We start from the raw sequence: 26,929 nt of genomic DNA on the forward strand, positions 1-26,929 counted from the left end.
TCATTATTGAACCTGAAAACTATTCAACCAATCCATAATATAGTCCGAAGCCAGACGGTGATTGCCGACCTGACAATGCTCCGCACCACCTTCGGCTGCCGTGAAAACCCTGCCGGACAAAGTTTTTGCCTTTGTTAGTCCCTGCATTAGGATTTCATAATGAGAAGCCGGTACATAGTGGTCGCGTTCTCCTGCAAGCAGTAATACATCACACTGAATGTTTTCCATAATTCCTTTTAATGAATGACGCATCAGGTGGCAGTAAAAATCATAGGGATTATCTGTTCCGGTGATATATTGCCCATGAGATACCGCCCAATTGATGATCAATTCCTTTTTCATCAATGAGCGGATTACAAGGTTAATAACAGGCTTTGCCCTTATTTTGAACAAAAAATCAAGAATTGATTTTGTCCTTTTTCCAATAGGGTTTGTCATACAATCGAAGCCATCGTAGAGAACGTCGTAAGCCGCTGCCCTTGTAATCCGCTTATCAAAAGCGGCGGCACGTAAAGCCAGATATCCTCCCCATGAAATGCCGATCACACCTATATCCCCCAGCTTAAAATAATCCATAACCGCGCCCACAGGCTTCTCCCACTCCGGCTCAAAGGCAAGTCCTTTTTTAAGGGTTTCACCTTGCCCCGGACCTTCAAATAGATAAACATTATAGCCGTAATTTGCCCACTCCTTGACTGCCAGGTAAAATTCCTCTATAAAGGAATCATATCCGCCAAATACAATCAGATTGCCTTTCGCGTTATGGGATTTGAATATGAACGTTTTCATTCCAGCGCCCTGATATGGTACATATTCCATATCCACCGCTCTATCAGTGCCGATAACCTTATGAAAATTTTTAATGCTTCTCAGATACATTTCCTGTTTTTGGGCGCAGTCACCCAGAAAAAATTCGGCCAATCGATAGTAATATGCGGCATGCAATATGCGATTTTCACTTTCGGCCTGCTCTCCAAGCGCATACCACGTCTTATGCCATGTATCCAAATCTGTAATATTGGAGGCTGCATTTTTAACTTCCTCAAAATTACAGGCACAATCTCCATACGTCAAGATGCGGTTTATTTGAAAATCAAATTGTTTTATTTGATGCAGCTTTATATACGGCATAGCTTCACCCCACTCATAAAATAATAGGTCATACTTAAACAATACTCATTTCTCTTTGCTAGCATATAAAGACAGCCACTTTCCAAAAGTCTGAATCATTTTTGTCAGCCATTTAAAAAACAAAATAAATATAATCAAGCTTATAAAGCAAGTAATAGCCAGTGTACCAATTCCATACGGCAATTGCCTTGTACAGTCATATAGAATGAACAGACATAACGGCATAAAAACAGCGGCTGTCGTAACGCCGGGTGTGTAGTGATGGAAACGGAAACTTAAAATATAATGAATAATAAAATGGATAATGAAGACAAAGAATACGCCATACCAAACCAGATATTTTTGAAAAAAAATAGAAATAAGTGATACTGCCAACAGAATCAAAAATTCGATTAAAACGGCAACAGCTCCTGAATCCGTTGATACCCAATGTGCAAACGGCTTTGATGTCGAAATCCCCAGTAACTTCCTGTATTTTTTTTGCCAGACATCCACCATTATGATCTCTTCAAAATCATGGAGCATAAAAATGATGGGTAATGCAAGAGAAATAACTTCCATAGATAAATTTTTCATAAAGCAACCTCTTTTAAAATCGTCACACTTGCGTCCATTTCATTTTTAAGTATAATAAGATGGTATAACAGCGTCAAGATATATGGCTCAATCGCTACATATCGGTAAAATTGTGACGATGAAAGGAAGCTGAAAATGGGTTGTAAAAATAAGGGGAATACTAAAGCACAGCAATCGCAAAAATGGATGGAAGAATCTCTTTTTCAATTGATGCGGGCAAAACCATATGAAGAAATATCCATTCAAAACATTACAGATACCGCGCAATTATCCCGCCGTACTTTTTACCGGAATTATGAGAAAAAAGATGAAATTTTACTCGATTATTTCAGGCGTATCTGTAAAGAGTATGAGAAAAATTTACGTTCGGCCAGAGACTTGTCATTTCCCAACATAGCGAATATTTTTTTTTCCACCATGCAGGGACATTTGGACTTCCTTTTTTTAGTCAATCAACATCATATCATGGAGCTTTTTATAAAAGAAATGGATGCATTTCTCCTTCCGCTCCATCTGGAGTTAAGAGGACCCTCAGTTGGCTATGATATTGAATTGGCCCGCATTGCTTTGACTTTCAGTATTGGAGGCTTTGGAAGAATACTCACTTTATGGTTAAATGAAGGTGCTGAAAAAACTCCGGATGAGTTAGCCAAACTAATGGAAAAGGCAATACGGCTTCTCATCTAAACAATTTCACTTCAAAGCAAAAACGCCAGTACCGCCGGTAAAATAAATGCCCCGGATAAAATAACCAATATATTAGTTATTTCAGTATTGGAGCTTTTTGTGAATTTGTCCAGATAAAAATTGGCACGTGTATTTTGAGCACCATTTAAAGTTCTATCTAATATTGCACATATTAATAACAATAAAAATCCAATAATAAAATACACGTTGGTCAAATTTATTCCCAACAGGAAACATATGAAAAATACTCCGGATGTAAATAAGTACCATAGAAGATACCACAAAAATAATTTTTTTAACTGCAATTTTCTACCTTTCTTATTTCAATATGCCCATGATAGGCTCACCTGTTAATAATATGTAATAAAATCCTATAATAGTTCTATATTAACAACCCTCATGGTCTTTGGCAATATAAATACCAGAATTGACTTTAAGTTTCAGCAAACAAAAAAAGAGCAAGCTAACTTAAAAACACAATTAGCAAGCTCTTTTCAGATATTATCGGGTCAATTAAAATATTGCGACAACCGAACCCTTGTATTTTTCTTCAATAAACTTCTGTACCTTGTCACTGTGCAGAGCTTCTATCAAAGCCTTGATGTCTTCCCTGTTCTCATCGCCCTTGCGTACGGCTATTATATTGGCAAAAGTCTGGGCCGCAACGGAATCCGCATTTTCCTTTGCCAGAGCATCCGTTGCCACATTGAAGCCAGCTTCTATGGCATAGTTTCCGTTGATAACCGCCAGATCTACATCAGGCAATGCTCTTGAGATCTGAGCAGCTTCAAGTTCCTTTATCTGGATGTTCTTAGGGTTTTCTGTTATATCCTTTACAGTTGCATTCAGGCCCGCATCCGGTTTTACCTTGATTAAACCTGCTGTTTCCAGCAGCAGAAGCGCCCTTGCTTCATTTGTTGTGTCATTGGGCACGGCAATTGTTGCTCCGTCCGGTATGGCATCAAGAGATTTGATTTTCCCCGGATACAAACCGAAGGGTTCGTAGTGGATATTGCCTGCCGATACCAAATCTGTCTTGTTCTTTGAGTTGAAGTCCTCAAGATATGGCAGGTGCTGGAAGTAGTTTGCATCAAGACTCTTGTCCTGCAAAGCCAGATTTGGCTGTACATAGTCTGTAAATTCCTTGATTTCAAGCTCTATCCCCTTTTCTTTCAGTACATCCACCACCTGCTTAAGGATTTCTGCATGCGGAGCAACTGACGCTCCCACGACCAGCTTTTTGGTTTGTGAACCGCAGCCTGATAAAACTCCGGCTGCTATAAAACTTAATGTTAAAACCAGAGCCAATAATCTTCTCTTCATTTTGTTGTCCCCCTAATTTTTATGTTTTATTTTTTATGCCAATGCAATTTTGTTTATTGCTTTGTTTATCACTTCCGCTTGTCGCGCTTCCTGGCGATCAGCATCCCAACTTCCTGTGCCACCTGTACAACAACTACAAGCAGTGCAACAGTGACTATCATAATGTCCTTCTGATATCTGTAGTAGCCGAACCGGATGGCTATATCACCCAGACCGCCTCCCCCGACTATACCTGCCATGGCACTGTAACCCAGTATGGTGGTTGTGGCTATTGCCGCCCCTACTATCAGAGATGGTACCGCTTCGGGTATCATTACCTTGTATATTATCTGAAAAGGACTGCAGCCCATTGAAACGGCCGCTTCTATAACCCCCTTGTCAACCTCCTTGATGGAGGACTCAACCAATCTGGCTATAAACGGCGCTGCCGCTATTACAAGCGGAACCACGGTAGCTGTTGAACCAATCGTTGTCCCGATGATGAACCGGGTAAAAGGTATAACGGCTATAAGTAAAATGAGAAAAGGCACCGAACGTAAAATATTTACTATGAAATTCAGGACCTTATTCAGTTTCGGCAGCGGCATTATTCCGTCTTTATCACTGGTCACCAGCAATACTCCCAGAGGGAGCCCGAGCACGTAAGCAAGCAAAGTGGAAAACAATGTCATGTACAGGGTTTCCAGAAGACCCATTAAAATCATTGTGACTGTTGAACTATCCCACATATCCGTTTACCTCCTCAACTGATAAATCCTGAGATTGCAGGTAACGGATTATCCTGTCGGATACTTCGTCCTCCCGGGGCAGCTGTAATACCAGCTGTCCGAATGCCTTCCCGTCAATATCCTTCATATCGGCAAACAATATATTCACCTGGGCCTTACATTCAAGGATCATCCTTGATATAACCGGGTCAAAGGAGGAACTGCCTTCAAATACAATTCTGCAGCAGCGCCTTCCTATAAGCTGGCTAATCCTTTTTCCATCCGGAAATACAAGTCTTTGAGCAGCGGCAGTCTTTGGATGTGAAAACACTTCCGAAACCGCTCCTGTTTCAGCAATGCCGCTTTCGTCGATTATGGCCACATGCGTACAGATCTGCTCTATAACACTCATCTCATGAGTTATTATCACTATTGTGATTCCCAACCTTTTATTTATATCCCTCAAAAGTTCAAGAATCGATTTGGTGGTTGAAGGATCCAGTGCCGAAGTGGCCTCATCACACAGCAACACCTTGGGATTTGTAGCTAATGCCCTGGCTATTGCTACTCTCTGCTTCTGTCCGCCCGAAAGCTGGGAGGGATATGCAGCCGCCTTGTCGGATAACCCGACTATTTCCAGAAGCTCTTTTGCTCTCATCCTTGCTTCATTCTTTTTCATCCCCGAAACTTCAAGCGGAAAAGTGATGTTCTCCTCAGCCGTTCTCTGCATAAGCAGATTGAACTGCTGAAAGATCATTCCCATGGACCTCCTGACTTCCCTCAGTTCTCTTTCATTCAGCCGAGACAGGTCTTTTCCGTCCACTACTATTGTTCCGCTTGTGGGCCGCTCAATGTAGTTTATACACCGTACCAGGGTACTTTTACCGGCCCCGCTCATTCCAATGATTCCATAAACCGCGCCTTCCCCTATGGAAAGGTCGATATTCTCCAGGGCTTTTACTTCTCTTTCCTTTGTATAGAATATCTTTGTCAGCGATTTGATTTCTATGATATTGTTTTTCGTATGCATACAACCTCCAGTACTCATAAGCACGCCAAAACCGTCATATAAAACAATAGATGACTGGTTTTGAAGTAGCCGGATAAGCAAACATATTATAAATTACCACAAGCTTAAAGTATTCATATAATTCATATATGTCTTCTGTCGGTTTTCTTTAGTATAGATTACCAACAAATATTTGTCAATATATTTTTTATAAATCATATATGAATACTATGATATGTGTGAATTCCCCAAATAAAAGTATATTTGGGATGAACCAGTTTGTCAATGTAATCAGTTTAAAAGGAGTTGACACATATAATTATATATGATTTAATAAAACATATATAATTACTATGACATAATATTCCATAATTATGAGCATACTTAATAATAAATATTACTATGCAGACTGTAATATTAAAACGTCTATTGTCCCGGAAAAATTTAACCGCCGGCAATATATGAATCCATCCTTTACAGACTGCTGGAATATGGCATAAATCATCCATGCCGGAAATGGAGAATATATGAGGATTTCATCAAAGGGCAGGTACGGCCTTGCGGCAATGATCAGCGTTGCCCAGCTGGGAAGTACCGGTGAGTTTGTTACAGTTATAAGCATTGCGGAAAAACTGGGTATTTCAAAAATATATCTTGAACAGGTCTTTTCACTGCTGAAAAGATCAAAGCTTGTTACATCCATAAAAGGTTCGCAGGGTGGCTACCAGCTTTCAAAGCCATCTGAAAAGATTACAGTTCTGGAAATATTGCAGGCTGTTGAGATAAGCCTGTTTGAAAAAACAGAGCGTTCCGTTTCGGATGAAGCGATGGAAATCGAGAGTTCTTTAAAAAATCTTATATGGGATAACCTGGACAATGCTGTGGTTACCACCCTGGGAAAAGTTACCCTGAGCGACCTTGTTGCCGAAGCTGACAAGGCAAAAAGCGGAGAAGAATTTATGTTTTACATTTAGCAGGCATATTTATTATGCCTGCTTTTTTGTTTATATCTATTCACATTTAAATTTATGGTTTACTGCCTTATTCCAGCGCCTGTTCCAGATCGGCTATCAGGTCCTTTACATTTTCGATCCCCACTGAAAGTCTCAGCAACCTGTCATTTACACCCAGCCTGTTCCGGATCTCTTCGGGTACCGCAGCATGTGTCTGCAGCATTGGGTAGGTTATCAGACTCTCCACTCCTCCCAGGCTTTCCGCAAACATGATTACCTTTATCCTGCTGAGTACCTTTTCCACCAGCTCAGCCGAGGCCACCTCGAAGGAGATCATGGCACCGAATCCCGATGCCTGCCTTAAGGATATTTCATAGCCTTCATGCTCCGGCAGGCCCACATAATATACCCTTTTAACATTTTTATTTTCTTTCAGCCACTTGGCAAGTTCCATGGCGTTTTGCTGCTGCCTGTCAAGCCTTATGCCCAATGTTTTTATCCCCCTCAGCAGCAGCCAGCTGTCAAAGGGTGCCAGTACCGCACCCTCGGATTTCTGAATAAGCTTCAGCTTTTCTGCCAAAACATCGTCTTCCAGGATCACAAAGCCTGCCAGAGTATCGTTATGGCCTCCCAAATATTTTGTTCCGCTGTGAATAACAATATCCGCCCCCAGCTCCAAAGGTCTCTGGCAATACGGGGTCAGAAAAGTGTTATCCACTATGAACAAGGAATTCCTGGACTTGGCCAATTGGGCGATCAAACCTATATCGGCCACTTTCATTATGGGATTTGTAGGCGTCTCTATAAAAACAGCCGCTGTATTGGCCTTATATTCCTTTTCTATGGCTTCCATCCCGCTGGTATCCACATAGCTGAACTCCAGCCCGTAATTTTTGTAAACCTCTTCAAATATTCTGTAAGTGCCCCCGTAGAGATCATCCGAAACAATTATATGCTGTCCGGGAGAAAACATTTTTAGTACCGAAGATATGGCAGCCATGCCGCTGGAAAAAGCAAAACCATATTTGCCGTTTTCCAATATGGCCATTGTGTTTTCCAATTCTTCACGGGTCGGATTCTGAAGCCTGGAGTAATCGTAACCGGTTGTCTGGCTCAATCCCGGATGCCTGAAGGTGGCACTCTGATATATCGGAAAGCTTATGGCACCGGTATGTGAATCATAACCTTTGCAGCCATGTACTACTTTGGTATCCATTTGTGTTGTGTTTTGACAGTCATTTGTTTCCATACATACCTCCGGATTATTTCTTTTCTTCCTGGCTCAGTCCTTCATTCATGCTTCCAGTCCTGTATCCCTTTAAATCCAGAGCTGTGTACATAAAACCTATGTTTTTGAATTCCGTGTATATTTTTTCCCTTGTGGCAGGTTCAATTATTTTTTCAAAGCTATCCTGAGTTACTTCTATTCTGGCAATATCCTTGTGAAATCTTACCCTTACCTGTTTAAAACCTAAATCCAGCAAAAATTGCTCGGCCCGGTCTATCATTTGAAGTCTTTCCTTAGTGATTTTTTCTCCGTAGGGAAATCTTGAGGATAGACAGGCAAATGCCTGCTTATCCCAGGTATTAAGTCCCATTTCCTTTGAGAGGGTCCGTATTTCTTCCTTTGTCAGCTGTGCTTCCTTCAGGGGGCTGATTACTCCATGTTCGCGTACAGCCTGCATTCCGGGTCTGAAATCTCCCAGGTCGTCCACATTCGAACCTTCAAAAATATACTCCATACCCTCTTCATCGGCAACTGCCTTTATTTTTTCATAAAGCTCGTTTTTGCAAAGGTAGCACCTGTTGACCGGATTATCCGAAAATCCTTCCACATCAAGTTCTTCCGATATGATAACCCTGTGGCGGATTGAATTTTGTTTGGCGAATTCCTTGGCTTCACGCAATTCCCTTTCAGGGTAGGTCGACGAATGTGCGGTAATTGCTACAACCTTGTCCCCGAGCACCTCTGCTGAAACCTTAAGCAGGAAGGTTGAGTCAACACCGCCTGAAAAAGCCACGGCAGCACTGTTTCGATTCTTTATTATATTTTTTAGATTTTCCAGTTTATCATGTACGCTCATTTTATTTACTCCTTTAATTTATATATATACTTATTAAAGCACCAATAAATTCCTAGTATTCCTATGTAAATTATTAAGATGATACTATAAATTTGTTGCCATTGTCAATTGCAAAAGCAACCAAAAAATAATATGCATAGAAAATATTATTATAGTGCTCCCGTACGAACATCAATAAATGGTGCTCACAAAGTACACACCTGAAATTTGTACAGCTTACCCCAAGTGTTTTTGCTGTCGCAGAACACTCGACATCGTGTCTCGATTTGCCAGCTAAAACACTTGGGGTTTCGCCTACAATTTCAGGCATGTACTTTTAATGGAGCATCCATTTATTGATGTTGTACTCGCGCACTATAAATTATATTAATCCATGGATTTTTCCGCCCATTAACTTATAGTCACTATTTCTTCCACTTGGCCAGTGCATCGGCAAGGGCGGAATTAATGGGCTCTGCGGCATCCTGCTGACTCATGAACCTGGCAACCTCTCTTTTGTCCACCTGGTCTCCCCTGCGCTTTTTAAAGGCATCCAGCTTTTCCCGGTACCCGCAGGCGCAGTAAAAAGACTTGTTGTCACCCTCCCCGCGGATCTCCATTTTCTTATGGCATTGGGGGCATCTGGCATTGGATACCAGGGTCACCGTTTTCCTGTAACCGCATTCCCTGTCAGGGCAAACCAGCATTTTACCCTTCTTGCCGTTAACCTCCAGCAGGTATTTTCCGCACTCTGCGCATTTCTCCCTGGTGACGTTGTCATGCCTGAACTGCTCCGAGTTTGCTATTACCGCACCTACCAGCTTTGAGGCATAGCCCTTCATATCACCTACAAATGCGGCCGAGCTCACCCTGCCTTTGCTTATCAGCGCAAGCTGCTGCTCCCACTTTGCTGTGAGCTCAGGCGATTTGAGATCCTCCGGAACAAGGCCCACAAGCTGAATCCCTTTTGAAGTGGGGTGGAGTTCCTTTCCTCTGCGCTCTATATAGAAGGTATTGAACAATTTCTCAATTATATCGGCCCTTGTGGCAGGAGTTCCCAAACCACTGGTGCTTTCCAGGGTTTCCTTCAGGGCCTTGTTGTCAACAAACTTTCCCGGGTGCTCCATGGCTGACAGCAGTGTGGCCTCGTTATACCTTGCAGGAGGCTTTGTCTTTCCGTTTACTGCTTTAGGAGAGAGCACCTTTGCTTTTTGCCCTTTTTGAATCTCAGGCAGTGACTGGTCATCCTCCTCTTCCTCACCGTCTTCCTCCAGCTTTCCAAAGCCTTCGTAAACTGTTTTCCAGCCCCAGGCCCTGACTATTTTGCCCCTGGCGGTAAAGTTTTCTCCTGCCAGGTCGAGCCTTACGGTGGTCTGCTCATACTCAAAGGGGCTGCTGAGAACTGCTATGAAGCGCTTTACAATCAAATCGTAAATGTTTCTTTCCTCGGTGCTGAGAGCAGACAGGTTGACATACTGCTCAGTAGGTATGATGGCATGATGATCCGAAACCTTGCTGTTGTCAACAAAGCGCTTTGTCACACTGAGTTTGTTCCTCAGAATACCCTGCACCGGTCTGGCATATGGTCCCACTGCAATACTTCTCAACCTTTCTGCAAGTGTGGGCACAATATCCTCGGTTATATACCTGGAATCAGTTCTGGGGTATGTGACCAGCTTGTGGGTCTCATACAGCTTCTGCATTATATTCAAGGTCTGCTTTGCGGAATAGGAATACTTTCTGTTGGCATCCCTCTGCAATTCCGTAAGGTCATAGGCCAAAGGCGGCAGTTCCTTCTTCATATCCTTCCTGACTTCAACAATCTCACCGGTCTGTCCGGTTATTTTCCTGACAATTCCGTCTGCCTGTTCTTTGCTGAAGGTACGGGTCTGGTTTGTAGCCCTGTCCTGCCACTGAACCGTAAAGCCGTTAAATTGCGCCGTAATGGTCCAGTAGTCCTTCGGAACGAATTTTCTGATTTCCTCCTCGCGCGCCACAATCATGGCAAGCGTGGGAGTCTGTACTCTCCCGGCAGACAGCTGGGCATTGTATTTGCAGGTGAGCGCCCTGGTCACGTTGAGGCCTACCAGCCAGTCGGCTTCCGATCTGCTCTGAGCCGAATAGAAAAGATTGTCGTACTCCCGCGCCGGCTTCAGATTTGCAAAACCCTCCCTGATTGCCTTGTCTGTCTGGGAGGAGATCCATAACCGTTTTATAGGCTTTTTGAAGCCGGCCTTGAGGATTATCCACCTGGCGACAAGCTCTCCCTCTCTCCCCGAATCTGTGGCAATTACCAGCTCGTCAACATCCTCCCTGTGCATAAGAGCCTTTACGGCACCAAACTGTTTTGAAGTCTGCTTTATGACAACCAGCTCCATCTTGTTGGGGAGCATGGGCAGATCCTCCAGGTTCCAGGCCTTATACTTATTGCCATAAGCTTCCGGATCTGCCAGAGTCACAAGGTGGCCCAGCGCCCAGGTCACAATATATTTTGAACCCATGATACAGCCGTTTCCATTTTGATTGCAGCCTAAAACTTTTGCCAGATCCCTGGCAACCGAAGGTTTTTCTGCAAGTACTAAAGTTTTTCCCATCTATGTGTAAACCTCTCAATCTATTAAATTTCCAACAATACTAAATGCTCTTTATTATTTTAACATATATACTTCATTTATTCATGCAAACATGACAAAAGGCGCCGAAACAAGTCTGTAATTCCACTGTTTCCGCGCCCTGGCATTTAATATATCAAATGTATTGTACCGGAGGATTTTAACCGCCGGCAATGTATGAATTCAGATGTTACAAGCCTCTAGTTCTTTCTGAACAGATAGACAAACCAGTATGCCATTCCGGTAAATACGACTCCTCCCACAAGATTTCCCAGAGTGACCGGAATCAGGTTGTGGGTGAAAAAGCTGCCCCAGGTCAGATGACTTATCTTTTCGGGTGTTACCCCGAGGGAAATGGCATTTTTAACCCATTCCGGATTGGACTTTGCAAGTATTCCCGCCGGAATATAGTACATGTTTGCCACGCAGTGCTCAAAGCCTGAGGTTATAAACAGCCATATGGGGAAAAATATGGCCAGAAGCCTTCCTGCCATATCCTTTGTACCATAGGCCATCCACACTGCCAGAGAGACCAGCCAGTTACACAATATACCCATGATAAAGGCTTTTGAAAAACTCAGGGATACCTTATAGGCTGCGGTTTTGATAGTGAAGCCGCCCAGGAGTCCTCCTGTGAAGTCAAGCTGCCCCGACATGAAAACAAGCCAGGCTATCAGCACCGCTCCCATAAAGTTACCTGCATATACCGTAATCCAGTTCTTCAGCATACTCCCGAGAGTTATTCTCTTTTGAGCCAGGGCGGCCACCATCAGGGTATTTCCGGTAAAGAGCTCGCTTCCCGCAACAATCACCATCATAAGCCCTGTTGTAAATATTGCTCCTGCCAGAGTTTTACCGACACCCGCCCAGGGGATGTTGTATATTGCGGCATTGGAGCCTTCCGAGGCAAACGCAATGAAGGCCCCCGCAAGTATTCCAAGTACAAAAAGCCTGGAGACCCTGGTATTGGCTTTTTTATATCCGTTTTCAACCGTCTGTTCAGCTATTTGATCAGGTGCCAGTATATTAAAATTTTTGTATGTATCATTATCCGGCATACTATTATTTTACCCCTGCTTTTTCGTATAAATATTTTAATTAAGCTACAGCTTTAATTGTAGTGTCTAAGTTATTATACCAAATAATAAAAATATTTAAATAGTGCTCTTACTCCATTTAACTTTGCATATTCATTGCTTCTTTATTTATCTGGTAATTATGTCTTTAACAGCCGGAATCAGTTTGACTCCAATAAGAGCCGCAAGATAGCTCTTTAGAATATCACCGGGTACCGTCAACAGAAATCCCCCATACAGTACCTTTGACAGCGGAGTTTCAGCTCCCAGGTAGAGATTCTTTATCAAATACAGGTAGGGAACTCCTATGGCATATATTATCAGAACACCGAGAATATTAATCAAAAATAGCTTTAAAACCGAGATTTTTGTCAGGCGCTCAGAGAGCTTTCCTGTTACAAAGGCGCATACAATCAAACCTGCCAGATAACCGAAAGTCGGGTTGAGAACATAGCCGGGGCCTCCTCCCGCCGTGAAAACCGGCAGACCGATCAGTCCTACTGAAATATAGACTATCTGGGAGAGCAAGCCCAGCCTGGCCCCCAGCAGGATGCCTGAAAGCAGGCAGAAGAACACCTGCAGTGTCAGGGGGACATATGGTAAAGGAATCCTTATAAACGCGCCTATAGCCGTCAAAGCGGCAAATAATCCTGCAAAAATAATATGTTTTGCTTTCATTGGTTAACCTCCGATATGTAAATTATATTGGTATTGTAAACCAATATAAGCCCCATTGTCAACCAAAACATAAACTTTTGGTTGACAATGGGGCTTATATCACATTTTAACGCAACAGAACGATTTATTTTCAATCAGGATACGGTTGCTTTAAAGTGCTCCTTATACAATTTCAAATCCCTTAGGGGGTCCAGTTCCCTGTCATTCCACATGTACTCTTCAAGCTCGCGGCTCATGTCTGAGGCAATTATCAAATCTTTCACAGCCAGGTCATACATATCCAGATGCACGTAAAAGCATGCCCTGTTATAATACAGAAAGGATGCCTCCGGCACATACTTTATACCTTTGGATATTACTTCAACAGCCTTTTGATAATCTTTCTCCTCCAGATGTATCAGAGACAGGTTCAAATATGTGTAGGAATACCTGGGATTTCTCTCCAGCGACTGCCGGTAATATTCTACAGCCTTCCTGGGATACCCCAGCCTGTTCATAATCACTCCGGCGTTAAAAAGAGCTTTGAAATGCTCGGGCTCCAGTTCAAGGCCCTTGCGTATTGCAGCTAAAGCCTTATCATACTGCCCGGTTTCCTCATAGACCGCCGCCAGGTTGTTGAAGGCCCAAAAGTGAGTGGGATCAAGTTCAGCCGCTTTTTCGTAATATTGGGCGGCTTCCTGCTTCTGTCCGTTTTCGTCGAAGGCATTGGCCATAAAGAAATAAGCTTTGGAATAGTAAGGGTCAAGCTCTATGGCTTTTTGGTAGAACTCAATGGCCTTACTGAATTCTCTGTTATCGTCATAAATAATGGCCAGTCCGTAGTACGCCCTAGCCTCATTGGGATTAATTTCAATTGCTTTTTTGTAGGACTGCACCGCTTGGTCCTTCATTCCAAGTATATCCAGATTGATAGCTATATCCAGCAGGATTTCAATGAAATCAAAATTCAAACCCTTTTTCAGGTAGACATCAATTGCCCTGTTGTATAAGCCCAGTGAGAGCCTCGGAAAATTATTGACCAATACTCCCGCCAATAAATATAAAAATTTAAATGTAAAAAGATACAAATTCATCACTGTCCTGTGCATTAGTTAGTCTAGATTCTCCAGTATTATTCTATGTTCCACCAGTTCCATCAGTTTTATCCTTGCCCTTAGGGTTTTTCTTTCACTGTAAATGTTTTCAAGTGTAATTCCGTTTTCATCCGGAATCACCTTATCCACCGAATCCAGGATCAATTCCTCTTTCCCTGTTTCATCCACAAGGTATACATTTGCTTCACACATATTAACCTCCCAAGCCATTTATGGCTTTGAGCCGCAACAGCGGCCACAAAATTGTAATGAAATCTCTTCACTCCCTCATCCGCTATAAGGCGAATAAAGGAGGTTAATTGGCCATGTGCGCTTTCGAAAGTATTCGGTAAATACTTTGAATATTTCGCACGGCCATAAATTCACAGGTTAGTTTTGGAAGACGAACGCAAGTGAAGTCTTTCAAGCTAACCTCCCAAGCCATTTATGGCTTTGACATGTTATGGCTTTGAGCCGCAACAGCGGCCACAAAACTGTAATGAAATCTCTTCACTCCCTCATCCGCTATAAAGCGAATAAAGGAGTTTATATGCTCAATTCCTGCGGGGTACATCCCCCAGCAATTTTCCCACTATTGCAATGGCATCGTCTATGTAATGGGGAAGTGGCTCCTCTTTTATACCGGCAACCAATATATTGCATCTGTTAAGGGGAATCAGCACTTTTGCCGCATCACTTTCCGATATTGCCCTGGCCATTGCAGGTGTCAGTTCTCCCAGCATGGAATTAGCACATACTATCCCTATCGAACCTATAATTATATCAACCTTCGGAGCATTGTACACAATGGCATTTTCCCCTGAAGCTCCTTCATTTGCTCCGGCCTTCAGCATCAGAGATGCTGCCAGTGCATTGGTGCCCATGGCCAATATACCGATGTCATTTCCAAAGGCAATGCGAAGCTTTTCTACAATAAGTTTACCGATTCCTCCGCCCTGCCCGTCTATAACCGCTATTCTCATCTTCTCTCCATTTCTTTTTCAGGTGAGCACTGATTACCTAAATTCATTTAAATATTATAATATCAAATTGCTTTTGACGACCGGCATACAGGGCAATTCTGGAGTGCCAGAGGTATTTCAAGGCCGCATTCCTCCATCAGCTTTTCATTGCTCAATATTTCTCCGGTATTGCCGTCGGCTGCTATTTTACCCTGTTTCAGAACAATTGTCCTTGTACACATATCCATAATCATATCAAGATCATGACTTGTAATTATCTTTGTATGGCTGAAGCCTTTCAGTATATTCATTATTTTTCTTCTTGCCCTGGGGTCCAAAGATGCAGTGGGTTCATCCATAATCAATATATCGGGCTTCATTGAAATAACTGCCGCAATGGCAGCCAGACGCTTTTCGCCCCCCGAGAGCTTATAGGGAGGTCTGTCCTTCAAATGGGTAATTCCCACCTCTTCGAGAGCTTCCATTACTCTCCGGTCGACCTCTTCTTCATCCAGCCTGTAATTTCTGGGGCCAAAGGCAACATCATCATATACCGAGGTCATAAACAGCTGATCGTCAGGTTCCTGGAAAACCAGACCAACACTTCTTCTCACCTCTGGCAGGGTCTTTTTATTGACCGGCAAATCCCCCACTCTGACTGTTCCCTTCTGAGGAAACTGTATTCCTGTCAAAACAGATAAAAGAGTGGATTTTCCCGCTCCGTTGGCACCCACTATTCCAACAGACTCACCGTGGCCAAGCAGGAAGGAAACATTGTCCAGAGCCTGATGTCCGTCGGCGTATGAGAAGCTTACCTCTTTAAGTTCAACTTTATGATGGCTCATAATCTTCCTTTCACTGCTCGAAATTTATATCATCCTTAATTTTAAACAATCGCGGATAACTTATCAATAATAATTGAAAACTTTATAATTATCCCACACATCCATCCGGAATATTTATCGGAAACCGGCACCCGGGAATATGCAACAATTAAAAAATATATCCAAATTTGGACAAAATAAAAAGCAAAGCATTGCTCCTTGCCTTCTGTTTGACATTTGCCTTATTTTTGATGAAATATATTGCTGGAAAACCCCAGTCCAAATGGGTTCCGCCTTGTCCCGAGAAAATTTTCCCCGCCGGATCATATACGTTTTAGATGTTCCCGGCCACCAGTGCCGAAATCAGGAGCGGTATATTGTATATGCGCACTGCCGCAATAAATGCCAGCCACAGTGCAAAATAAACCACATCCCCGGTCTTTACCCGCTTTCCGGCCACAGAATTATACCTGCCGTTGTAACCCTTCAGAACCATTGACTGATAAATGGTCTGAGCACGGTTATAAGTTCTTATCAGCAGCTGCCCTACCATGGAGCCCCAAACTCTTACCCTCACTCCGGATTGACCGGGAGCCCTCATATAGTATGCTTTCAGCAATCTGCCCGCTTCGTCCATAAGCACAAAAATATACCTGTAGGTCAATAGGAACAACAGGACGAACACTGACGGGACCTTTAACAGGCTTAAGGTTTTGGCAATATCATCTATGCCTGTGGTAGCAATCAGCAGGAAGCCTGCCGTTACCATCAGTGTGCTCCTTATGACCAGTGAAAAAAAGGTAAGCCAGCCCCCGGACACCACAAAGCCACCTATTTCAACCAAATTTTTATCAAAAACCGGATTGAGTATTCCGGTAATTACTATAAAGGGTTCTATAAAAAGAACCCTTTTAAAAATTTTATTTAACGGAATATCACATACCAGTATAATTACCACAGGGTAAAGGATAAAAGGCAGAAGTCCGATAACCTCATATCTGCTGAAGGAGGCGAGAACGCAAATATAAACCAATGTCAGGATCAGTTTGAAAAGAGGATGAATATTATTTACAGGATTTTTCTGTTTTGAAAGCTCGTCAATATGCTTTACTTCCATTACCGAACCTATTATATCCGCCATCTGCGTCTCCATCTCCACACGAGGCTGATCATCCGATCCGCCCCGGCTTCCTTCTCTTAAAGTATTTTATCACAAAACCTATCAGCACAATCACTCCAAGTGTGATTCCCGAACCCACTATACCTGAAACCACCGTACCGGCAGCTTCACCGCCTGTACCCGGCTGACTTTTGAAACCATAATCCGGAAGAACAGCCGTCTTTTCCTGTGCTTTTTCAAGTGCTTCATGTACCTGTGAATTTCCCTGGAGCTCCGCTCCCGTTACCTTTCCCACCGACCATTCCAGACCGTCGGGATTTGCCGAAGCAAACAGGGATACTATTCCGCCCAGAACAAGGGCTGCTGCCAGAAAACCTATTATAATTGTCTTATTGCTTTTCCTGCTGCCATTTGGGGCAGTTTCTCCCACAATATCGGGTCTTACCTTCAGGACAAAGGATACTACTGCCGCTGTGACAATTCCCTCCACGAGCCCTATTGCAAGATGTATTCCCTGCATGACTCCCGCGAACTGTGAAAAGGGCAATTCGGTTTTCCCCGACAGCAGGGTTTCCAGCACAACACTGAAGGCCCCCAGCTGAAGACCTATAACGCTTGCTGTAATACTTCCGATGATTACTCTCGTCCTTGACATTTTGGCCCTGGTAATAAATTTATATATAAGCGGATATGCAATAAAGCAGGCATAAAAGCCCATATTTATCAAATTGCAGCCATAGGCCAGATAGCCCCCGTCGGCAAAAAACAAAGCCTGTATGAGCAGTATTGCAGCCATGGATAAAAATCCCGCGTAAGGCCCTAACAGTATTGCCAGCAGCAGGCCCCCGCCCAGATGTCCGCTGGAACCGGTCCCCGGTATGGTAAAATTGATCATCTGCGATGCAAAAACAAAGGCTGCCATTACACCCATCAAGGGAAGCTTTTTCTCATCCATTTCCTTTACTTTTTTGATTGAAACAGCTGCTACTCCCACAGCTGCAACCAGCATTGTACCTCCGACCTCCGGAGATATCAAAACGTCTCCCATATGCATAATAAAACTCTCCTCAAAATAATATTAGACCCAAAAGGGTTAGTCTGCTAGCCCTTCATGGGTCTAATTGAGTTTTAACAATTGGTATTTAAGAAAAATCAAATTACAAGCCGGTTAACCACCGTATCTGTAAAATATCTTTTTGCAGTTGAGACCTTCCTGATCTCATTTTCATAGTTATTCTATAATAAAATTTTTTTCATGTCAAACGAACAATTTTTAATGACTCACGACTATATTAAAAAATTATTTTTATGTAAGCCGGAGTTATTCAATGTCAAAATCATAGTTCTTAAGGCCATGATAGTAGTTAGCCTTATGCGCCGTAAATTTCACCAGCGCAAAATCAGGATCATAGCAGCCTAACGGGTAATACATTTTCATTTCCTCGGTCCAAAAACTTTTCCTTTTTTCGTCATCATAGGAGATTTGGGCAATGCCTGTGAGCATCAAGCCTTCAAAGGTCGCTTCATCAAAAAAGTACAGGCTTGCATTGGGATTATCCTTTATTTGCTGCACTCTTTTTGATGAGGTATTCGAACAAAACCAAAATTCTTTCAAGCCCACGGCCTGAGTTTTTATCATGGCTTTTTGCTGGGGTATACCGCTCTTCTCGACTGTCCCCAAAACACCTGTAAAGCTCCGTTCTACCAGAGCAACAGCTTTTTCAAAAATCATACTGTTCATCAATTGCACCTCCAGGTTCATCTCATCAGTGAATATTTTAGTATTATAACTATTTTATGACATCAGCTCGCTCTTTTCAAATATACCTCTGCTGAAGAATGCCAGCAGGGCGCTGGACAAAATATTGATGCCCAGCATGCCCAGGGATATGGTCAGCAGGTCCGGAACACCCTGGAACAGTATCATGACAACAATCAGTACTGCCAATGCCGGAATACAGGTGGCCATTACAAAGAGTATCCTCATAAATGCCACTACCATGGCACTTGCACCCCCGCCGATTATCCTGTAGGTGAAAACCTCCGCGAAAACAAACAGTATCGAAAAACTTGCAAATATAATTACATAGGCTAAAATTTGTTGTGCACCTATATTAAACACCAATGCTCCGAGAGCTATGGAGACACTTCCGCTCAATACCGACTTGATCAAACCCGGCAGTACTGAAAATACCACCTTTTGAAAAGAGCCGGCCGGAATGAGATATACATACGGCTTTTTGAAATCCCTGTGCCAGGAATCCCCAAGAGACATGGACAGAGCACCGAAACTCACCATCGCAAAAACAAAGCTGAAGTCCAGTCCGAACACTTTTCCTATAATAATATAAAAAATCCCAACGAATACCTGTCTCATATTGGACATAAAACTGATTTTTTTATTCTCAAGCACCTGTCTAGAAAATATTGCAGCCGCGCCCTCATAATACCGCACAAAGGAGGCTTTTTTCCTTAACTTTGCCAGAGAGCGGGCGTCGGCACTTCCATTCGCCTTGTAATCCTCCATCAGCTTCTGAAGGTTGGTTGAATCCTCAAGAGTTTTTTCATAGAAATCCGCTTTGACATTGTACAGGGCTATGCCCAATGCAATGTTTGTCAGTACCAGAAGGGAAGCTGCCGGCAGTAGGCCCGTAAGATAATTTCCTGTAAGCAGTGAATTTATTGCCCATTTTGTCCACCCGAAAAGTGGTACCCAGTTGTACCACCAATGTGTAAAATATTTTTTTCCTGCGGCTGTTATACTGAGACCGTTAGCAAGCATCTGAACGACAAAGGCTGCCGCAAGAAGACCTATAAAGGCAAAGAGAACATATCTTGCCTTCTTTTTAAAGCCTGTTTTTTCAGTATCAACAATATATATGTAATAATATGACAGGTAAATACAACCAAACATCAAACTAATTAATAGCAGAACAACCAAAAATTTTGGAACTGTCAGCAGCGAGCCCAAAAAATACGGTATGTAGAAGCATATGAAAAAGCCTGTCAGAGCGGCTCCGGGTGCGGTTGATATAATAATGTACGCCAGAACGGTCCTTCTTTCAAAAGGCCCGGTAAACATATAGGTGGCATCGGCCATTGTCAGGATTCCCGTATCCCGCGATAAAAAGCTGTTGTAGAGTATCAGTCCGATCATCAGCACCAGACCCGCCAGTATGGTTTCTGCTCCTGCCCCTGATACCAATGGCCTGTCGATCCTGAAGGCCATCACAAAAGTAAGCCCTACGCCTCCTACGGCAAGTATTGTCAGGACAGTGGACAACAAGCTGGAGAAAGCACGCTTAAGCTTATTGGCATAGGATTTCCGGAGTAAAAACATCATTGCCCGCATTCTTCAGTTTCTCCTTCCGTAAGTTCAAAGAAAATAGTTTTGAGATCCCTTCCCTCCAGCTCGTCCCTCGAAATATCACGGATAATTTTACCCTTATTCATTATATATGCCCTGTCCCAGACCTCATTAATGGTATCTATGATGTGGGTGCTGACCAGAATACTCTTTCCTTCGGATTTCAGTTCTTCAAATATTTTGAGCACCTCGTTGATAGCTTTGGGGTCCAGACCTACCAGGGGCTCATCAAACAGAACGGCTCTGGGATCTATTAAAAGTGCAATTGCAATGCTGAGCTTTTGCGTCATTCCTTTTGACAGCTCCCTCACATACTTGTCCTTTTTGTCGTAAATCTCCAGGCGTTCGAATATGGTCTTGATTTTCTGTTCCCAGGTATCGTCCAGCTTGTACGCCTTTGCAATAAACTGTGCATGTTCCCATGGAGTCAGAAAATCATACAGGGCCGGAGTCTCCGGAATGTATCCGAACACTTTTTTTGCTTCCACTGTTTTGTTGGGAAAATCACAAATGGTTATATCCCCTTCAAATTTTAAAAGCCCTGCAATACTCTTGATGGTAGTGGATTTCCCCGCACCGTTCGGCCCCAGCAGAACAGTGACCTCTCCCGGTTTTGCCGTGAGAGATATACTGTCCACCGCCTTGAAATTCTTATAGGTCTTGGTCAGGTTATTAATGGTTATCATAGGTTTCCTCCGCTATTACTAACGTTGTTTACCCTCTATTGACAATGTATAACACGCCTCACGCCGGCTATTTTGCCACTTTTCTTTGTCGTCGTCCTTGCCTTGCGTCAGCAAGGCTGCGTCCATCCTCCTCGAAAATTGCCAAAATATCTCGGCGCGAGGTCGGTGATTTTTGAGTGAGATAATTTGGCTTGCGGCAAGGCAAAGGCGTGCAGTAAGGCTTTGTGCCTTGCAAGCGGCTTTAACGCAGCCGCAGGGCAAATTAACCACTCAAAAACGTATTGTACATTGTCAATAGAGGGTAACATACATTATACTTCATAATGCAGGAATTGTCCCTTTAGCGGCTCAAAACGTAAAATATTTCCTCGTCGGTGCAGCCCGCATTCCTCATTGGCTCCACTATGTCCTTTTTGAAATCGGGTATGTAAGTTTTAAGTGAGGTGAATTTACCTTCCAGCCGGTATTCACCTAAAGAAGCCGGTATAAATACCGTTTCCCCCGCCTTGAATTCAACGGTCATACTGTCGGAACTGATTGTTCCGCAGCCTTCGAGGCATATGAAGATATAGAATTTACTGCCGTCGGTCTTTTCGGCAATACTGCCCTCCGACTGGTATCTCTCACAGGCAAAGAAGCGGTTCGCCAGGAATATGGTTTTTGTACAGCTCTCATTTATTTTAAGCTTTATGCCGTTTGTTTTCACATCCCTGCTGCCGGCGCCGAAGTTTGTGACATCCAAAGCCTTGTCCAGATGCAGAGGGCGCCCGACTCCGCTGCTGTCCACCCTGTTGTAGTCAAATACCCTGTAGGTGGTATCCGAAGTCTGCTGTATTTCGGCTATCACTATACCGGCGCCAATGGCATGCAGCAGACCGGCCGGAATATTTATCACATCCCCGGGCTGTACCTCAACCTCCAGCAGACATTCCTCAATTCGGTTATCACTTATGGCCCGGGCAAACACCTCTCTGGTCACTCCCGGTTTCAGACCTGCAACCAGCTTGGCGCCAGGCTTTGCATCCATTATATACCACATCTCGTTTTTGCCCAGGCCACCCTCATATACCGCAGCGTAATTGTCATCAGGATGCACCTGGACAGACAGTTTGTCATTTGCATCAATAAATTTTATCAACAGGGGTATTTCCTGACAATCGGCAGGAAATCTGGTTCCAAGTATGTTCCCGGGATCTGCGTTTACTATGTCGGGCAGGGATTTCCCCGCAAGTTCCCCGTTTGAAACAATGCTTACACCGTTTTTATGGCAGGACAGTTCCCAGCTTTCTGCAAGAATACCCTCCGGCAGTTCACGGTCAAACTTTTCAAAATAGCGTCCTCCCCAGATGTAAGCCTTATATACGGGTTGAAATTTAATCGGATAGTACATTTTTATAAACCTCCTGGTTATTTTAAAAAATTTTCAAAAGAGTGCTTCATTTTTTCCGGCATATATCTGCTGAAGTTAAAAGGATAATAATAAATGATTGGTGCCGGGTTATTGTCAACTACAATGATATTCCATACAAGTACTTCTAGCAATATACTAAATAAACAAATAAACAGTCCCATTGCATTTTGAGGTTTATTGATTTGTTTTCTCAGTCCTTGACATTTCAAAGAGCCTGCCTAATTTCAGTCTGTCACCGTAGTGCAGGACAGCAAAGGCGTATAACCTGATTGAAAGAGTGCCGATCAAAAATATGGATGCAATGAGGATCAGCAGCGAAAGTCCGATTTGCCACAGCGGTATATTTGACGTCATCAGCCTTGCAGGAACCGAAAAAGGCGATGTGAACGGTACCAGGGTGATCACCCTCGACATGGTGGTTTCGTGTGCTGCAAAGTTGCTGGCAGGTATGGCAAAGGTACTGTATGACAGGTAAAATGAAATTATCGACAAAAACGACATGGGCATCATTGCAGACTGTACATCTTCGGCCTTGCTGACAGTTGCTCCCACTACGGCATTCATCAATGCATACAAGGTATACCCCAATATAAAGTAAATAATGATCAGCACTACCGAAAGCGGTGTGAAACTGGAAAACTCCAGAGGCATTCCTTCAATGGTCAATTTCCGCGGGAACACAAGAATATAGGTAACAATTCCGACAACCATCAGAATGGAAAGCTGCGTCAAGCCCAGCAATCCCATTCCGGCAGTTTTTCCAAGTATTATCCTGGAAGGCTTTATTGAAGTCACCAGCAGTTCCATAACCCGCGATGTTTTTTCAGAGGCTACCGACATTGATACCCCATAGCCGTAGAAATAAATTGCAAAGAACAGGATCATTCCGATAACTATACCCAGGATATATGCTCCCAGCATACTTTTTCCGAGGGCATTGACATTTACGTTCAAGTCTCCCAGTGCTTTGGTAATTGTTTCAGCCGGGACGTTTTCGGCCTGAAGCAGCTTTGTGGAGTAGATATCTCCCAATATCCTTCTGACCGCATTGATATCCGGTCCCCCGGAATATTGCTGCGTATAATAATCAATCCTGGGTTTATCATTTTCATTCTCAATAATCAGCAGATAATTTTTTCCGTCTTTTTCAATTTCCGACTTGACACTGTCAACCCTGTCTTCAGTCAGCGGTTTAACGTCATATTCCCCGAACTGTTCCTGAAACACATTGAGCTTATCTGAATAATTTCCGCTTTTGTCCAGGATATATAAAATACTTTTTGGTTCATTTGAGGCCGCAGCGCCCGGAGCAGTTGCATTATTGCCGTCCGAAGCCTTGATATTTGCTACGACGGCGGGAATCACCATACCGGCAATTAAGATCACAAGTATGATAACAGTTGAAACTATAAATGATTTCTTCCTTATGTTTTCTTTAAATGTGTATTTAAAAACTTCTAAAAAATCTCTCATTTTGCTTCTCCCATCTTTTCAATGAATATTTCATGCAAGGAGGGCTCCCTTATTTCGAACTTATCCAGTAAAAGCCTCCTGCTCAATATCTTTTCAAGCAGTTTATATGCCTGTTCTTCGTCACTGATCTTGAATTCATAGCCTGAGGCATTCTGCCTGTAGCTGATGATATTTTCTTCTGCAGCCAGTTCTGCAATATTACCTTCACAATTGATAATAAGATTGTTTCTCCCGTAGCTGTGTTTGATTTCCTTGAGGTTTCCCTTCAATACGGTATTCCCGTTTTTCAAAAGCACTATATCCTTGCAGAATTCTTCCACTGTGGCCATCTGGTGGCTGGACATGATAATAATTTTATTTTTACTGGTAAGTTCATAGATTACACCTTTAAAGAGATCGGTGTTGACTGGATCAAGTCCGCTGAAGGGTTCGTCCATGAATATCAGCTCGGGATCATGGATTACAGAGGCTATAAACTGTATTTTTTGCTGGTTTCCCTTTGAGAGCTTTTCAGCCGGCATATTTATATACTGCGCAGCCTCCAGTCTCTCCAGCCAGTAATCAATATCCTTTTTGGCCTTTTGAGAGCTCACTCCTCTAAGCCTTGCAAAATACATCAACTGTTCTGAAACTTTAACCTTGGGATAAAGGCCCCTCTCCTCAGGAAGATAGCCAAAGCTTTTTATCTGCTCTGTGACAGGTTTGTTGTCCCATTTAATGACTCCGCTGTCCTTCTTTACAATATTCAAAATCATTCTGATAGTGGTTGTCTTGCCCGCCCCATTGGTGCCCAACAGTCCGAAAACTCCCGGTTCCCTGGCCTCAAAACTGATATTGTCGACTACCTGCTTTTCTCCGAATTTTTTTGACACATTTTCAACCGTTAAACTCAATTAATTCACCTCTTAAAAATTATTTTTTATATTTTAACGCTTTTTATCCGTAAACTTTCTTATCTGTAAAGCAAGATTGGTGATAATGAAAACAAACAAGGATATGGCTGCCGCTCCAAAAATGCTTGTATAAGCTATCCACCCAATAACCGGCTCCTTCCAGGTGCTATATACCAGGCTGCCCAGGGACACTAGTTCAAATACCAATAGTATCAATGTTATAAGCAGCAGCAACTTGTCTCTTTCTATAAGTGCTTCAAAATCAGTGTATAAATCCGGGCGGTCCTGCTGATATTCCTTTCTTAGTATATACCAGCCCATACCTATTTGATAAAGCTTCCAGCCATCGTCATTTATTATGCTCAGATAATCGGGTGTAAGCTTTGTCTGGTAGTCTATACAGTATCTTGCGTTAGAGGGTTGGCACTTCTCAAAATAAAAAATCATACCCTTAATATGTGTTTCAACAAGTCTGAGGCCATTGGCCTCCATCTTTTCCAACCAGTTTTCAATCTCCTCATAATTCCACGCCCACCATACTTTACATATCCTAACCATTACTGTTTCCCCCTATAATGCAATGCCCGTTTCTGGCCAGCTCGTCAATCCTGTCCAATTCCTGCTCCAGAAGCCACAAGCCGTCTTCGGTAAGCCGGTACAGCTTTCTTCGGTCCTCTTCCCCTGCGGTTTCAATCAATCCGTCCTTTTCAAATTTGGTGAGGGTGCCGTATATTGTTCCTGCCCCGAGGCCTATTCTGTCACGGGTTATTTCCTTGACATACAGAATAATGCCGTACCCGTGCCTGGGCTCTTTCAATGAAAGCAGTATATAATATGCCGACTCTGTCATTGGCATATAAGTTTTTCTCAGTTGCTCCCGCATATTCCATCTCCTCTGACAGAATTAAATGTTATTTTAAAATATTTTTAACGCTATATCACAGCTCAATATATCGAGCTGTGATATAGCATAAATAGAGTATATCATGTCGTGATATATCACGTCAAGATATACTCTATAATATAATAGGAAATTTTCTTTTTTTATTCCGCAAATACCGCCTCAGCCGCAAAAGTAAATAAATTGCCGCACCGGTAATTATAACGGCTGCCAATAAGATCATATATATCTTTACAGCAACCCTGCCGGGATTTTTCAATATAGCCCCCAGGCCGGTATCGTTATCTATTACTTTCCTTCCATGAGGCTGTCTGTAATAAACGGGTACCTGACTGATTCCGTTTACCGCGGAAAAACTTTTAAGGTATTGGGCTATGGCAAACCATTCCTTGACCTCATTTTTGTCGGAATTGGAAGTATCGTAAATTATATGCTCCTCAAAATCGGATATGGGATTGCCCTTCCTATCCTTTGGAACAAGGGACAGTAAACCAAAGGATTTCTCTCCTACTATGGAGAGCATCTGTGCATTATACAAACCTGTCACAAGCCTGTATAGCTTCTTTTCCTGCAGTTTTTCAGACGTTCCGTCAGGTCTTGTCAAATGCGCCTCTGTCACCCTGTTGAATATCATCCTGTTTGGATTGACGGTATAGGCAAGGCCGGACATATATAGCTGGGCACTGCTCATCAGCGGGGATACCGATGCATCCACTTCACACAGCTCCATAAGCTCCCTTCCGGTAAGGTAAACCGAAATGAGGGGATAGCCCGCAACACCGTCGGGGCCTGTTCCCAGCGAGCTGGCTATAAAAGCGTCTCCCACCGAGATTTCACCCATGACAAAAGATCCTCTCATGGTTCCGGCAGCAACGACTGAAACATCCACCGGTTCATAATCGGCCCCTTCAGCTTTTTTGACAGAATACATGTAGCCGTCGGCAATCAGACTGCCAAGGGGTTCTTCCTTAAATTCGGCCCCTATTTTTTCAGTGGGAATAAAGCTGAAGGGAGCTCCTGCCAAAACCTCATCAAACTTTAAAGCAAATTTGTCCAAATACTCTTTCTGGACAGCCGACTTGTAATTTTCAATAGCTTCAGATATGCCCGCATCCAACTCGATATCTTCCGAAACAGGCCTGAGACTGTACTTTTCAAGCTCCCAGCGGCGGTCGGTTCCCTGCCTCAGATCAATTATACCAAGATAATTACCGTATTCCCCGCAGGAGCCGATAAGAGTTTTTCCTGCTATTAAAGGACTTTCCAGTTTGGTATGGGTGTGCCCGCTGATTATGACATCTATTTCGGGCACTTTTTCTGCCAGCAGCCAGTCTTCCGATTCGGACCGCACTTTTGAGGTTCCGGAGTGGGACAGGCATATTATTATATCAACCTTCTCCCTGT

The 26,929-nt window shown here is 43.1% G+C and carries 27 protein-coding genes; 2 read left to right on the forward strand and 25 right to left on the reverse strand.

Features of this window, described 5'->3' with window-relative positions:
- Positions 1–3: 3 nt before the first annotated feature.
- Positions 4–1,131, reverse strand: a complete 1,128-nt coding sequence (locus CTER_RS16810) for an alpha/beta hydrolase family protein (protein WP_004627363.1) — start codon at positions 1,129–1,131, stop codon at positions 4–6.
- Between the two features lie 45 nt (positions 1,132–1,176).
- Positions 1,177–1,707, reverse strand: coding sequence for an HXXEE domain-containing protein (locus CTER_RS16815; RefSeq protein WP_004627361.1), 531 nt, complete (start codon positions 1,705–1,707; stop codon positions 1,177–1,179).
- Positions 1,708–1,842: 135 nt separating this feature from the next.
- On the opposite strand from CTER_RS16815, the gene CTER_RS16820 reads away from it, so the two are divergent.
- Positions 1,843–2,394 carry a TetR/AcrR family transcriptional regulator gene (locus tag CTER_RS16820; RefSeq protein WP_004627438.1) on the forward strand — a complete coding sequence of 184 codons (552 nt, stop codon included), beginning with the start codon at positions 1,843–1,845 and terminating at the stop codon, positions 2,392–2,394.
- Positions 2,395–2,907: 513 nt separating this feature from the next.
- Here the strand turns inward: CTER_RS16820 and CTER_RS16830 are convergent.
- The 3 genes from CTER_RS16830 to CTER_RS16840 all read right to left on the reverse strand — a co-directional run bounded on the left by CTER_RS16830 (position 2,908) and on the right by CTER_RS16840 (position 5,454).
- A complete protein-coding gene (locus CTER_RS16830; protein WP_004627479.1) occupies positions 2,908–3,717 on the reverse strand; it encodes a MetQ/NlpA family ABC transporter substrate-binding protein in 810 nt (269 codons plus the stop codon).
- Positions 3,718–3,785: 68 nt separating this feature from the next.
- Positions 3,786–4,445 carry a methionine ABC transporter permease gene (locus CTER_RS16835; RefSeq protein WP_004627367.1) on the reverse strand — a complete coding sequence of 220 codons (660 nt, stop codon included), beginning with the start codon at positions 4,443–4,445 and terminating at the stop codon, positions 3,786–3,788.
- The gene (locus CTER_RS16840; RefSeq protein ID WP_004627378.1) at positions 4,435–5,454 is read right to left on the reverse strand and encodes a methionine ABC transporter ATP-binding protein; all 1,020 of its coding nucleotides are present in this window, start codon (positions 5,452–5,454) and stop codon (positions 4,435–4,437) included. The genes CTER_RS16835 and CTER_RS16840 overlap by 11 nt, the downstream gene beginning before the upstream one ends.
- Before the next feature lie 506 nt (positions 5,455–5,960).
- Between CTER_RS16840 and CTER_RS16845 the strand changes: the two genes are divergently transcribed.
- Entirely contained in the window at positions 5,961–6,407 is a 447-nt protein-coding gene (locus CTER_RS16845) for an RrF2 family transcriptional regulator (RefSeq protein ID WP_004627469.1), read from the forward strand.
- A 67-nt stretch (positions 6,408–6,474) separates the two neighbouring features.
- Here CTER_RS16845 and CTER_RS16850 read toward each other — a convergent pair whose 3' ends face one another.
- The 20 genes from CTER_RS16850 to CTER_RS16950 all read right to left on the reverse strand — a co-directional run.
- Positions 6,475–7,635: a trans-sulfuration enzyme family protein gene (locus CTER_RS16850; RefSeq protein WP_004627422.1), complete on the reverse strand. Its 1,161-nt coding sequence runs from the start codon at positions 7,633–7,635 to the stop codon at positions 6,475–6,477.
- A 13-nt stretch (positions 7,636–7,648) separates the two neighbouring features.
- Positions 7,649–8,470, reverse strand: a complete 822-nt coding sequence (larE, locus tag CTER_RS16855) for an ATP-dependent sacrificial sulfur transferase LarE (protein WP_004627384.1) — start codon at positions 8,468–8,470, stop codon at positions 7,649–7,651.
- 404 nt (positions 8,471–8,874) lie between these two features.
- Positions 8,875–11,043: a DNA topoisomerase III gene (locus tag CTER_RS16860; protein ID WP_004627448.1), complete on the reverse strand. Its 2,169-nt coding sequence runs from the start codon at positions 11,041–11,043 to the stop codon at positions 8,875–8,877.
- 218 nt (positions 11,044–11,261) lie between these two features.
- A complete protein-coding gene (locus CTER_RS16865; RefSeq protein ID WP_004627398.1) occupies positions 11,262–12,119 on the reverse strand; it encodes a formate/nitrite transporter family protein in 858 nt (285 codons plus the stop codon).
- 147 nt (positions 12,120–12,266) lie between these two features.
- Positions 12,267–12,815, reverse strand: a complete 549-nt coding sequence (locus tag CTER_RS16870; RefSeq protein ID WP_004627434.1) for a biotin transporter BioY — start codon at positions 12,813–12,815, stop codon at positions 12,267–12,269.
- 134 nt (positions 12,816–12,949) lie between these two features.
- Positions 12,950–13,837 (reverse strand): tetratricopeptide repeat protein, encoded by an 888-nt coding sequence (locus tag CTER_RS16875; RefSeq protein WP_040761476.1) that lies wholly within the window; start codon positions 13,835–13,837, stop codon positions 12,950–12,952.
- Between the two features lie 69 nt (positions 13,838–13,906).
- Entirely contained in the window at positions 13,907–14,101 is a 195-nt protein-coding gene (locus tag CTER_RS16880; RefSeq protein WP_004627424.1) for a CooT family nickel-binding protein, read from the reverse strand.
- A 341-nt stretch (positions 14,102–14,442) separates the two neighbouring features.
- Positions 14,443–14,871 carry a DUF3842 family protein gene (locus tag CTER_RS16885; protein ID WP_004627430.1) on the reverse strand — a complete coding sequence of 143 codons (429 nt, stop codon included), beginning with the start codon at positions 14,869–14,871 and terminating at the stop codon, positions 14,443–14,445.
- A gap of 62 nt (positions 14,872–14,933) precedes the next feature.
- Entirely contained in the window at positions 14,934–15,695 is a 762-nt protein-coding gene (locus tag CTER_RS16890; RefSeq protein ID WP_004627440.1) for an energy-coupling factor ABC transporter ATP-binding protein, read from the reverse strand.
- 313 nt (positions 15,696–16,008) lie between these two features.
- Positions 16,009–16,815 (reverse strand): cobalt ECF transporter T component CbiQ, encoded by an 807-nt coding sequence (gene cbiQ / locus CTER_RS16895; protein ID WP_004627478.1) that lies wholly within the window; start codon positions 16,813–16,815, stop codon positions 16,009–16,011.
- 28 nt (positions 16,816–16,843) lie between these two features.
- Complete coding sequence (locus tag CTER_RS16900) at positions 16,844–17,848, reverse strand: energy-coupling factor ABC transporter permease (protein ID WP_004627432.1); 1,005 nt, start codon at positions 17,846–17,848, stop codon at positions 16,844–16,846.
- A 267-nt stretch (positions 17,849–18,115) separates the two neighbouring features.
- The gene (locus tag CTER_RS16905) at positions 18,116–18,535 is read right to left on the reverse strand and encodes a pyridoxamine 5'-phosphate oxidase family protein (protein WP_004627457.1); all 420 of its coding nucleotides are present in this window, start codon (positions 18,533–18,535) and stop codon (positions 18,116–18,118) included.
- A 54-nt stretch (positions 18,536–18,589) separates the two neighbouring features.
- Positions 18,590–20,146 (reverse strand): putative ABC exporter domain-containing protein, encoded by a 1,557-nt coding sequence (locus tag CTER_RS16910; protein WP_004627391.1) that lies wholly within the window; start codon positions 20,144–20,146, stop codon positions 18,590–18,592.
- Complete coding sequence (locus CTER_RS16915) at positions 20,134–20,847, reverse strand: ABC transporter ATP-binding protein (RefSeq protein WP_004627412.1); 714 nt, start codon at positions 20,845–20,847, stop codon at positions 20,134–20,136. The genes CTER_RS16910 and CTER_RS16915 overlap by 13 nt, the downstream gene beginning before the upstream one ends.
- A 340-nt stretch (positions 20,848–21,187) precedes the next feature.
- On the reverse strand, positions 21,188–22,237 hold the full coding sequence (locus CTER_RS16920) for a type I phosphomannose isomerase catalytic subunit (protein ID WP_004627404.1): 1,050 nt from the start codon (positions 22,235–22,237) through the stop codon (positions 21,188–21,190).
- Positions 22,238–22,432: 195 nt separating this feature from the next.
- On the reverse strand, positions 22,433–23,731 hold the full coding sequence (locus tag CTER_RS16930) for an ABC transporter permease (protein ID WP_004627365.1): 1,299 nt from the start codon (positions 23,729–23,731) through the stop codon (positions 22,433–22,435).
- A complete protein-coding gene (locus CTER_RS16935) occupies positions 23,728–24,624 on the reverse strand; it encodes an ABC transporter ATP-binding protein (RefSeq protein ID WP_004627390.1) in 897 nt (298 codons plus the stop codon). Before CTER_RS16935 ends, CTER_RS16930 begins: the two co-directional genes overlap by 4 nt.
- Before the next feature lie 33 nt (positions 24,625–24,657).
- On the reverse strand, positions 24,658–25,182 hold the full coding sequence (locus tag CTER_RS16940; RefSeq protein WP_004627493.1) for a DUF2812 domain-containing protein: 525 nt from the start codon (positions 25,180–25,182) through the stop codon (positions 24,658–24,660).
- Positions 25,175–25,507 carry a PadR family transcriptional regulator gene (locus CTER_RS16945; RefSeq protein WP_004627467.1) on the reverse strand — a complete coding sequence of 111 codons (333 nt, stop codon included), beginning with the start codon at positions 25,505–25,507 and terminating at the stop codon, positions 25,175–25,177. Before CTER_RS16945 ends, CTER_RS16940 begins: the two co-directional genes overlap by 8 nt.
- Before the next feature lie 133 nt (positions 25,508–25,640).
- The coding region (locus CTER_RS16950; RefSeq protein WP_004627375.1) for a 5'-nucleotidase C-terminal domain-containing protein at positions 25,641–26,929 on the reverse strand (1,289 nt) is incomplete at its 5' end.

Source organism: Ruminiclostridium cellobioparum subsp. termitidis CT1112 (assembly GCF_000350485.1).
Classification (GTDB): Bacteria; Bacillota; Clostridia; order Acetivibrionales; family DSM-1351; genus Ruminiclostridium; species Ruminiclostridium termitidis.

Excerpts from the sequence above, each read along its gene's own strand:
- CTER_RS16890 (WP_004627440.1), bottom strand. The coding sequence starts at position 15,695 with ATGAGCCATCATAAAGTTGAACTTAAAGAGGTAAGCTTCTCATACGCC.
- CTER_RS16840 (WP_004627378.1), bottom strand. The coding sequence starts at position 5,454 with ATGCATACGAAAAACAATATCATAGAAATCAAATCGCTGACAAAGATA.
- CTER_RS16880 (WP_004627424.1), bottom strand. The coding sequence starts at position 14,101 with ATGTGTGAAGCAAATGTATACCTTGTGGATGAAACAGGGAAAGAGGAA.
- CTER_RS16810 (WP_004627363.1), bottom strand. The coding sequence starts at position 1,131 with ATGCCGTATATAAAGCTGCATCAAATAAAACAATTTGATTTTCAAATA.
- CTER_RS16900 (WP_004627432.1), bottom strand. The coding sequence starts at position 17,848 with ATGCATATGGGAGACGTTTTGATATCTCCGGAGGTCGGAGGTACAATG.
- CTER_RS16870 (WP_004627434.1), bottom strand. The coding sequence starts at position 12,815 with ATGAAAGCAAAACATATTATTTTTGCAGGATTATTTGCCGCTTTGACG.
- CTER_RS16860 (WP_004627448.1), bottom strand. The coding sequence starts at position 11,043 with ATGGGAAAAACTTTAGTACTTGCAGAAAAACCTTCGGTTGCCAGGGAT.
- CTER_RS16910 (WP_004627391.1), bottom strand. The coding sequence starts at position 20,146 with ATGCGGGCAATGATGTTTTTACTCCGGAAATCCTATGCCAATAAGCTT.
- CTER_RS16940 (WP_004627493.1), bottom strand. The coding sequence starts at position 25,182 with ATGGTTAGGATATGTAAAGTATGGTGGGCGTGGAATTATGAGGAGATT.
- CTER_RS16845 (WP_004627469.1), top strand. The coding sequence starts at position 5,961 with ATGAGGATTTCATCAAAGGGCAGGTACGGCCTTGCGGCAATGATCAGC.
- CTER_RS16930 (WP_004627365.1), bottom strand. The coding sequence starts at position 23,731 with ATGAGAGATTTTTTAGAAGTTTTTAAATACACATTTAAAGAAAACATA.
- CTER_RS16915 (WP_004627412.1), bottom strand. The coding sequence starts at position 20,847 with ATGATAACCATTAATAACCTGACCAAGACCTATAAGAATTTCAAGGCG.
- CTER_RS16945 (WP_004627467.1), bottom strand. The coding sequence starts at position 25,507 with ATGCGGGAGCAACTGAGAAAAACTTATATGCCAATGACAGAGTCGGCA.
- CTER_RS16835 (WP_004627367.1), bottom strand. The coding sequence starts at position 4,445 with ATGTGGGATAGTTCAACAGTCACAATGATTTTAATGGGTCTTCTGGAA.
- CTER_RS16920 (WP_004627404.1), bottom strand. The coding sequence starts at position 22,237 with ATGTACTATCCGATTAAATTTCAACCCGTATATAAGGCTTACATCTGG.
- CTER_RS16830 (WP_004627479.1), bottom strand. The coding sequence starts at position 3,717 with ATGAAGAGAAGATTATTGGCTCTGGTTTTAACATTAAGTTTTATAGCA.
- CTER_RS16905 (WP_004627457.1), bottom strand. The coding sequence starts at position 18,535 with ATGAACAGTATGATTTTTGAAAAAGCTGTTGCTCTGGTAGAACGGAGC.
- CTER_RS16850 (WP_004627422.1), bottom strand. The coding sequence starts at position 7,635 with ATGGAAACAAATGACTGTCAAAACACAACACAAATGGATACCAAAGTA.
- CTER_RS16815 (WP_004627361.1), bottom strand. The coding sequence starts at position 1,707 with ATGAAAAATTTATCTATGGAAGTTATTTCTCTTGCATTACCCATCATT.
- CTER_RS16865 (WP_004627398.1), bottom strand. The coding sequence starts at position 12,119 with ATGCCGGATAATGATACATACAAAAATTTTAATATACTGGCACCTGAT.
- CTER_RS16885 (WP_004627430.1), bottom strand. The coding sequence starts at position 14,871 with ATGAGAATAGCGGTTATAGACGGGCAGGGCGGAGGAATCGGTAAACTT.
- larE (WP_004627384.1), bottom strand. The coding sequence starts at position 8,470 with ATGAGCGTACATGATAAACTGGAAAATCTAAAAAATATAATAAAGAAT.
- cbiQ (WP_004627478.1), bottom strand. The coding sequence starts at position 16,815 with ATGGCGGATATAATAGGTTCGGTAATGGAAGTAAAGCATATTGACGAG.
- CTER_RS16820 (WP_004627438.1), top strand. The coding sequence starts at position 1,843 with ATGGGTTGTAAAAATAAGGGGAATACTAAAGCACAGCAATCGCAAAAA.